The following is a 9,487-nucleotide window of genomic DNA, read 5'->3' on the forward strand; positions in this document are numbered from 1 at the left end:
ACCCTTTTTCGTAATTATATTAATGACTCCTGCCGCCGCCTGTCCGCCATATTGAGCAGACGAAGCCCCTTTCAAGACTTCGATTCTTTCAATATTCTCAGAAGGAATCTGATATACATTGGCATAGCCGGAACCCGGGTCATTTGCCGGAATGCCGTCGATCAACAGAAGAATTCCTGACGATGCAACCTTTGGAGGCGCCACAGTCCTGCCTCTGATTTTTATTGTCCTTGAAAAATCGCTACCACCTGATTCTACCTGTACCCCTGGTGTATTCATAATCAAATCGGACGCATTAGTGGCAACCGGCACCTTTTCCAAATCTTTGGATGATACGACAGAAACAGTTGCTGTTGTCTTTGAAAGAGGCACAGTAAGCTTTTCCCCTGTCACAACTACTTCTTCACCCATAAATGCCGCTTCTTCCTCCATAGGAAAATTTACCTTTGTCTTTTCTCCTTCAACGACAACTACATTTACTGCAGTTGCAACTTTATATCCTAAGAATTCAGCTAATAGTTTGTATGTACCTTCGGGTATTTGAATCTCATATTCCCCTTTTTCATCGGTAAAGGTAATAATATCAGTGCCATCAACTGTTATGGTTACACCGGGCAATGGCTGTCCACTTTTCTTGTCAGTGACTTTTCCCTTTATGATTCCATTGCCTTCAGCGTAAACAGAACCAAATGAAAAAACAGAAAGGATAACTAAAAGAATAAATGATACTTTGAAAAATCTTGGGAATGCTTTTTGGATAGACATATTATTTCCTCCAGTATTTCTGGTAGACAACAATATAATGCCTCAATAATTAAAAAGAAATTATACAAAAAGATACACTCAAACTTTTCATTGAACTAACTATAGCACCCCAAAGAAAAATTAGTCAACAAAAATTGAGTAGCTACTCGATTTTTTTATTGCACTTCATTCATAAATTTTTAAGAATGAATAAAGATTGTAAACACTAATTTTTTTTGGAGGGATATAAAATGACAATGCTTCCTGATGTTTTTTTAAACTATGCTTATTATTGGAGAAGGAAATGGGCTATTGAGATGAGTGAGCTTCAAGGACCTCCAAATCCTCATAAAATGCTTGTTGATACTACACGAATCCTGCCAAGCATCTGCACTTCGATTAAAAAAGAAGATGGTACGATTATCACCAATGCAAAAGTAATAGGTGCAGGCTTTGTACCAAAAGAAGAACATATGATAAAGATTACAAAAATCTTTAAAGAGCATATTAAAAAAGAAGGAATGGATGCAGCCAATACAGTAGCTTTTGGACGCCACGAGCTCCAAACAAAAGAAGACCGTGCAAAGATGCGTGAATTTCAAAAAAAATCACTTAAGCTCTTAATAGAACATCTCTATTTTGAAAAAGATGAAGCACCAAACAAAATGGATTTTACCAAACTATGTACAATTGAGCTTGGGAACCAATATCCGGGAAAGCCGGCGCATACATGGAATTATGTTCAAGAGAATAAAAAAGGCACCCTTCTCTATTTTACACCTCCTGTTTTAAGTTATGAGATAAGATGCAATATAGAAATTCACACCGAAGGTCCTTACTTTGATTTTATCCATGCCGTTCATGATGTTTATTTTGGGGAAGATCCAAGTGAAATGGAGCTTCCTACTTATATTTTCAATGTTGAAGAAGTCTATGACAATAGCGCTACACCTCAGGGCTACGGAAAACAGATTGCATAAGATTTGAAAAACTTTTTAAATATATGAAGAGCTGGAAAAGAAATTAATCTCTTTTCCAGCCATTTTATTTAATGAAGAAAGAAAAAAAATTTCTTGGCATTCATATTGCTGAAGATTTAAAAACTTACAATTTCGTAGGTATCTATCTGATTTGCGCAATTTTGATGCTTGCCTATATGATACCAACTATAGCACTTCCCCGCTTCTTGAAGGAGACAATAGGTGTAGGAGATAAAAATTTTGGCACCATAAATTCTGCAATTCAGATTATTGGTTCTCTTACTAATATCTTTTTTCTTGGTTATGTGGGATTCTTATCTGACCGTTTTGGAAGGAAGATACTTCTTTCATACGGAATGCTTTGCGCGGCTCTATCTTTCATTATATATTCTCTACCTCCTTATTTTTCCTCTGTATTTGGAATATCTCCACTTCTATTCGTCTTCATATTTCATTTCTTCTTTTCCCTATCAATGACTTTCGCTTTTCCTCAGATGATTACCATAACAGCTGACTATACAAATTTCAAAAGCCGCGGCAAAGCAATGGCAGTTGCATCGACTATGATGGGAATAGGAGTAACAGGATCCTTTTTTATCTTTTCAAAATTACAAGACTCCTTTGGTGTCCTTTCATTGTTTTTTATAGGGGCAGGTGTGTGCTTCGTCACTTTTCTCATCGCTAAATTTATGGTTGTTGATAGATTCGTAGAAAAACATAAAAAAAATAAAGAAACGAAAACTTCTGCAAAACAAAATTGGAAGATAGTTTTAGAAGAGCTTAAAACAAACAAAGGACTTACATTCTGCATAGTATCTACCTTCCCCGCATCAGTTGATAGAATAATCCTTGGTATTTTTATATTCATCTGGGCAGTGCAAAGCGCTCCTGATTATGGACTGAGCCATGCGAAAGCAACTGCTATGGCAGGTATTGTAGTGGGGCTTTCAAGTTTATGTGCTCTTATATCAACACCTTTTTGGGGAATAGCAGCAGACAGAATCAGCAGAATGCCAATAGTCGTTTTAGGACTCTTTTTGAAAGGCACAGGATTTCTTTTGATAGGATTTTCTTCAAGCCCCTTTTCCCTTCAAGTAAAGCTTGCCGGAATTCTCACAGGGCTTGGTGTAGCAGCAGTATCAGTTGGCACTACAACTCTGACAGCAGACCTTTCTCCTAAGAAGATTCTTGGCTCAGTTCTTGGCGTCTCAAATACTGTGGGGTCCTTAGGCACCTTGACCTTTGTTCAACTTGGAGGAATAATTTTTGACTGGATAAGTCATTCATCTCCATTTGCTCTTGTCGGTATTGCCGACGCTGCTGCATTGATTTACGGGCTTTCAGTTTGGAAAGACATTCCAAAAATCAATAAACACAGCGATTTCAGAGATAGCCACTATTGATTATCATTCTTTCTTGCTAATCATAGCTTCTTCACTTTTAGAAAAAATTTGACAGCCCTTTTCTCAATGTTTAAAAAAATATCTGTTTAAGAGAGAAGAAAATGCCTAAAAATATGGACAGAAGAAATTTCCTTAAAACAACTTATCGTGCAGTATTGGGTGCCGGTGGTACTGCTCTTCTTGGATATTACTATTTAGGAAAAGAAACTGTAAAAAATAGAGCTACATCTATTCAAAAAAGAGATTATTCTGTGCCTCCTGTCGATGCACTGCCTGACCTATCAATAGTGGAAGGAGACGATATTGAGAAGATGGTTGATAGAGGAATAAATCTAATAGGAGGCATTGAAAGATTTATTTCTAAAGGCGACAAAGTAACCATAAAACCAAATATCGGATGGGATAGGGTCCCTGAGCAGGCGGCAAATACAAATCCTGATTTGGTAAAAAAAGTAGTTGAATTGTGCCTCAATGCAGGCGCAGAAAAGGTGATTGTCGTTGATATATCCTGCAATGATCCTGTTCGATGTTATCAGAGAAGCGGTATTGCCGCAAAAGCATTGGAAGCAGGCGCTGTAGTCTCAATTCCAAAAGAAAGAAATTTCAGACGATTGAAAATCAATGGTTCAGTATTGGATGAATGGCCTGTATATAAGGATTTCATTGAAACTGATAAAGTAATAAATATCCCCATAGCAAAACACCATAATCTTACAGGCCTTACTATGGGGTTGAAAAACTGGTACGGTATTTTGGGTGGCAGGCGCGAAGCCTTACATCAGAAGATAGATGAAAGCATAGCAGACCTTGCTTCCTTTATTCAGCCAACCTTAACTATCCTCGACGCCTATAGAATTCTTTTGAGGAATGGACCGCAAGGAGGAAGTCTCGATGATGTGGCATTGAAAAAAACAATAGCTTTTTCTACTGATCAAGTGGCAATAGACGCCTTCGGAGCAACATTGTTTGGATTAAAACCGGAAAGTCTTGGATTCTTGAAAGTTTCCTATATGCGCGGCATTGGAGAAATTGATTTAACAAAGATAAAAATAGCGAGGGAAAAAATCTGATTGGCAATAAGATCAAAATAATTCGAATATTAAGAATAGTATCTCAAATTTCTTTTCTTCTCCTCTTTCTTTTTTTGATCTTTAAAAGTGAATTCAAGGGAAGCTTCAACACAGGAGAAGTAAAGGAAATTACAATCGGCTATCCGGTGGCTATTTTTCTTGAATCAGACCCTCTTAACGGAATTACCACTATTTTATCGACAGGCGTCCTCTATGAAGGTATGAAGTGGTGCATAGTAGTGCTAATACTTTCCATTCTTTTCGGAAGGTTTGTCTGCGGATGGGTTTGTCCACTTGGCACATTGAATCATCTATTTGGACTGGTTTTTACTGAAAAGAAAAAAGCTCAAAGAATAAATGAAAACAGATACAGGGAATCCTTCAAAATCAAATATTACATTCTTCTAATAATAATTGCATCAGCACTCTGCACATCTCTTCTTACTGGGTTTATGGATCCTATATCGCTTTTGACACGGTCGCTTGTAACATCGGTAATCCCTGTCCTAAACATTATTGTCAGATGGGCTCTCGATATACTGGCACTATCCAATATTGGATTTATTCAAAAAATAGGAGATATGCTTTATAATTTTGCAGATAAAACAATACTAAGTTTTTCACAACAACACTTCCATAGAGGATATATCATAGGAATAGTTTTCATTACAATCCTTCTTTTAAACCGCAGAATAACCCGATTTTGGTGTCGTTTCCTTTGTCCTCTTGGCGCACTTCTTGGAATTGCCTCCTGGTTTTCAATCTTTGGCATGGAAAAAGAAAATGAAAAATGTACTGACTGCAACCTCTGCCTCGTAAATTGCCAAGGTGGATGTGAACCGATAGGGAGAGTAAATTGGCATTCCAATGAATGTCATATGTGTTTCAATTGCCAAAGAGTATGTCCTGAAAATGTAATCAGGTTTAAACTTTTCCCGCAAAAAAAGGAAATAATCGACACACCAAATCTCAATCGACGGCGAGTGGTAAGCTCCTTTGCGGCAGGACTTTTAGTTTATCCCTTTGCAAGGGCAAGCGATGAAGTAAAGGTAAATTTTAATGAAAAACTTATTCGTCCTCCCGGAGCTTTATCAGAAGAAGAATTTCTTGCCCGTTGTATCAAATGCGGACAATGTATGAGAATATGTCCTAATAATGCGCTTCATCCTGCAACATGGGAGGCAGGCCCAGAAGGGATATGGACCCCTGTTGTAATTCCCCGAATCGGCTACTGTGAATACAACTGCACCTTATGCACACAGGTATGTCCTACTGGCGCTATTCGAAAACTCACTCTCGATGAAAAGATTGGTAAAAATGGGAAAAATCCTGTGAAAATCGGAACTGCATTCTATGATAGAGGCAGATGTCTTCCATGGGCAATGGCTACACCTTGCATTGTTTGCGAAGAATGGTGCCCTACTCCAAAAAAAGCCATTTGGCTTGAGAAAACAAAAGTCATTGCACCTGACGGGAAGGAAGTGCTTGTAAAACGGCCTCATCTCAATGTAGAGCTTTGTGTTGGTTGCGGCGCCTGTGAAACGAAATGTCCTGTTGGAGACAAACCTGCTATATATGTAACATCAATAGGAGAAACAAGGTCAAAGGAAAACCAGATACTCTTAACACCTTTTAGGAGGAAAAGGCGATAATGTTTCCAAAGAAAAATCATTCATTGACATTTATTTTTTTCTTTCTGCTGTCAGGGATTTTCTGTTTTCTTCTATCTCAAGCAGCATTAGCTGAAAAAAGTGAACTTGAATCACTACTTCCTTCAGCAATGCTCAAAAAAGGATTCACTTCTCCGTATGAATATGCTGTTTATGATGATACAGATTTATTTGAATACATCGATGGAGGAGCGCCATTCTATATTGAAAGAGGTTTTGAAGAATTGATTTCCAATGAATATAAAAAAGGAGATGATTCTTTTATTGTAGATATTTACAAGATGGAAAGTGTTGAAAGCGCGGCAAAACTTTTCAAAGATATAAAGAAAAAAAATTCTAAGAAAACGGACTTTGGAGAAGACGGACAATTAGGAAGCAATCAAGCAGAATTTTATAGAAGCAAATATTTCGTTCGCATTACAGCATTCAAGACTGATGAAAAAACAATTGCCCTTGTAAAGGAATTCGCAAAAGCTGTAGATGAAAATATTTTAAAGTTGAGCCGAGGAAAATGAAATGAATAGAAAAAAATCAAGGAGGCGTTTCTTAAAGCAAACAGCAATCGGCACTCTAGGAGTTTCGCTGTTTCCATCTATTTCCAAGAATCTTTTCTCAGAAGAAAAAAAGAAACCTATCTATTCAATAAGAAAAGGATGTGGAAATTTTTTCTTTAAAAATGGGAAACCACTGCTTTTAGATATCGCAGGAAAAGACAAATTCAAACGCCTTGAAGCCGGAATATCAAAGCTCGAAGGCTTTTCAAATCTCATCAAAGGAAGAAAAATCACCTTGAAACCAAACACCGTTGCGCCAAATCCCTATCCTGTCTGCACTGATCCCAAATTTATCAATCATCTTTGCAAAATCTTGAAGGATTTTTCACCTTCTGAAATATCCATTTATGATTCATCAGGACGAACTGCTGCAAAATTTTCCGCAATGGGTTTTGAAGAGATTTCAAAAAAATTCGGAGTAAAGCTCGTCCCCGACAAACCGGGAAACCAAAAATTGTTTCTTCCTGTAAAAAGAAAAGAATGGAAGGTAATGTCTGTTATAGAAATTTCAAAACATCTCTATGAAAGCGAAGTCATAATAAATCTGCCAACAATTAAAAGGCATGGGGAAGCGGCTTTTAGCTCAGCTATGAAAAACCATTTCGGTTCAGTTTATGGTCCCAATAGATGGGACAACCATGCAAGACTGCGCGATAAGAAAAATCCGGCAATAGTTCATAAAGAATTTCGCATTCCCTTCAGGCTTCTTGCAGCCGAATTTTCTGATGTTGTAAGGTGCGAGCTTAATATAGTAGATGCAGAGGATTTGCTTATAAAGAGTGGCCCACTACTTGCAGGTGCTGAAATCAAGAAGGGAGTGGGACGTCTTCTCATATCAGGAGATATTTCAGGATGCGATCTTGTTGCTTCAAAAATAATGGCTGAAAATGACGACACATACAGCGAAGAGATGTGGAAGCCCGTCATCGATTATGCAAAAGAGCTTGGATTGGGTGAAAACAATATTGACTCCATAAATATTGAAAAAGTTATACTTTAACAAACATTACTATGTAATTACTCGTTTCTACATATTATTCATTCTCGACTCATACCTAGAATCTTAATGATAATACTGTCAAAATAAACAATAATTTTTTGAAAAAAATTTTTCCTACTGAAAAAAATTTTGCATATCATTAGCGAAATCGTTCCCTTACTATCTCTGATATTGCCTTGAATTTCAAACAGATTACTACACATCTAAAAACTGGCACAGATATTGCATAAGCCCTAACTAGCCAATTAGAAGAGTGATTCTCTTTCTATTACCTTTAATCTGGGAGGGGGAACGATGAAGATGATGAAATCGGTTTTTGTCGGTAGAGCAGTTGTCGTTATTCTTTTTTTGTTTTTTATTTCGGGAACGGGATTTCAACTTCAGGCAAAAGCTGCCGGAGGCGCCTGTAAAAAAATAACAAAAGCTATAAAAAAATACAATCAGTTCAAGGCGAAAAGCGAATATTGGGAAGAGGTAGCAAACTGCAACAACATTTCAAATCCCAAAACCAAAAAAGCATGTTTAAAAAAAGCAAAAAGGCATTTGAAAGATGGAATTGAAGAAAGCAGTGATATCTTTGATGCACAGCTTGATGTTTGCGGTGATTTAGGGAAAGGCGTTTATACACCTTCAATCGACCCGAGTGTTTTCACAACCACAATCGACAACAAATATTTTCCTCTCGTACCGGGTACAACTTATGTTTATAACGGCGAAACAGATACTGGCACAGAAGTTGATAAAGTATCAGTGCTGACAAATACCATAATGTTAATGGGTGTAAACTGCAGGGTTGTGCGAGACACTGTTTATGTAGATGGGAAAATCGTTGAGGATACCTTCGATTATTACGCACAAGATAAGGATGGAAATGTTTGGTACTTTGGGGAAGAGTCAAAAACCTATAACAAAAAAGGTGTTCTTGTTGACCTTGAAGGGTCATGGCTTGCCGGAGTCAATGGAGCCCAACCAGGGATAATTATGGAGGGAAATCCCCAAAAGGGAGATATCTACCGGCAGGAATACTCTGCTGGAAATGCAGAAGATATAGCAAAGGTTGTAAGTCTTAACGAAACAGTCACTGTATCTGGCAAGACCTATACTAATTGCTTAAAAACAAAAGAATATTCTCCTCTTGAACCTGATGTAGTTGCAAATAAATATTATGCGCCAAATGTGGGCACTGTCCATGAACAAGCCATTAAAGGAGAGAAGGAAATAGTGGATTTGGTAGAAATAAAAACACAATAAAAAGAAATGTAATAATTCTTCCGATAGACCGCAGATTTTCTTCCGGGGTTTATTGGAATTATACAAATAAATTAATGTCACTTAAAAATGAATTTATAAAACATGGGAACTGGCTTTTCAGGAGACGCAGTTATTTGCCTCTCCTGTTATTTTTTGTTTTGCCATTCGTATTGCCAAATACTGAATATTTCGAAAAACATTTCGGAGAAGTTAGTGAACACATTTGGGAGTTTTTTTGTTTTGCTATTTCATTTTCTGGGTTAATTGTCAGATGCATCGTATGCGGTTTTGTTCCTAAAAAAACATCAGGAAGAAATACTAAAAAACAGGAAGCAAAAAATCTAAATACAAAAGGAATGTACTCTATAGTTCGTCATCCCCTTTACTTTGCAAATTTTCTGATATTTTTTGGTATAATTCTTTCAACGGAAGTGATTTGGTTTATAATTGTTTCTGTTATGGCATTCTGGCTTTACTATGAAAGAATAATGTATGCTGAAGAAGAGTTTTTACAAAATAAATTCGGCAAGCTCTTTGAATCGTGGTCCAAAACAACGCCTGCATTCATCCCAAATATTTCTTTATGGATAAAACCTGACAGGATTTTTTCATTTAAAACCTGCCTCAGAAGAGAATATGCAACATTGCTACTAATTGTTGCTTCTTTTAGCATACTTGATATCTTGGAAGATTATATTGTTGAAAAGGTTTTTGAATTTGACACAATTTGGAAAATTCTTCTATTAACCTCCTTTTTAATTTTCATTTGCATTGGCATTCTCAAAAAGAAAACAAAAATATTAAAATCTTCATTC

9 protein-coding genes are annotated in these 9,487 nt (G+C 36.9%); 8 read left to right on the forward strand and 1 reads right to left on the reverse strand.

Annotated features, from left to right (window positions below):
* A partial coding sequence (locus D6734_05225; protein RMF95597.1) for a hypothetical protein occupies window positions 1-765 on the reverse strand: 765 nt, incomplete at its 3' end.
* Window positions 766-995: 230 nt separating this feature from the next.
* On the opposite strand from D6734_05225, the gene D6734_05230 reads away from it, so the two are divergent.
* The 8 genes from D6734_05230 to D6734_05265 form a co-directional block, all read left to right on the forward strand.
* Window positions 996-1,724, forward strand: coding sequence for a hypothetical protein (locus tag D6734_05230; protein RMF95598.1), 729 nt, complete (start codon window positions 996-998; stop codon window positions 1,722-1,724).
* A gap of 71 nt (window positions 1,725-1,795) precedes the next feature.
* The gene (locus D6734_05235; GenBank protein ID RMF95599.1) at window positions 1,796-3,127 is read left to right on the forward strand and encodes an MFS transporter; all 1,332 of its coding nucleotides are present in this window, start codon (window positions 1,796-1,798) and stop codon (window positions 3,125-3,127) included.
* A gap of 101 nt (window positions 3,128-3,228) precedes the next feature.
* Entirely contained in the window at window positions 3,229-4,197 is a 969-nt protein-coding gene (locus tag D6734_05240) for a DUF362 domain-containing protein (GenBank protein ID RMF95600.1), read from the forward strand.
* A gap of 74 nt (window positions 4,198-4,271) precedes the next feature.
* Entirely contained in the window at window positions 4,272-5,849 is a 1,578-nt protein-coding gene (locus D6734_05245; protein ID RMF95601.1) for a 4Fe-4S binding protein, read from the forward strand.
* Window positions 5,849-6,382 (forward strand): hypothetical protein, encoded by a 534-nt coding sequence (locus D6734_05250; protein ID RMF95602.1) that lies wholly within the window; start codon window positions 5,849-5,851, stop codon window positions 6,380-6,382. Before D6734_05245 ends, D6734_05250 begins: the two co-directional genes overlap by 1 nt.
* A gap of 1 nt (window position 6,383) precedes the next feature.
* Window positions 6,384-7,421, forward strand: coding sequence for a DUF362 domain-containing protein (locus D6734_05255; GenBank protein ID RMF95603.1), 1,038 nt, complete (start codon window positions 6,384-6,386; stop codon window positions 7,419-7,421).
* A gap of 294 nt (window positions 7,422-7,715) precedes the next feature.
* On the forward strand, window positions 7,716-8,672 hold the full coding sequence (locus tag D6734_05260; protein ID RMF95604.1) for a hypothetical protein: 957 nt from the start codon (window positions 7,716-7,718) through the stop codon (window positions 8,670-8,672).
* 134 nt (window positions 8,673-8,806) lie between these two features.
* A partial coding sequence (locus D6734_05265) for a DUF1295 domain-containing protein (GenBank protein ID RMF95605.1) occupies window positions 8,807-9,487 on the forward strand: 681 nt, incomplete at its 3' end.

The organism is Candidatus Schekmanbacteria bacterium (genome assembly GCA_003695725.1).
GTDB lineage: Bacteria > Schekmanbacteria > GWA2-38-11 > GWA2-38-11 > J061 > J061.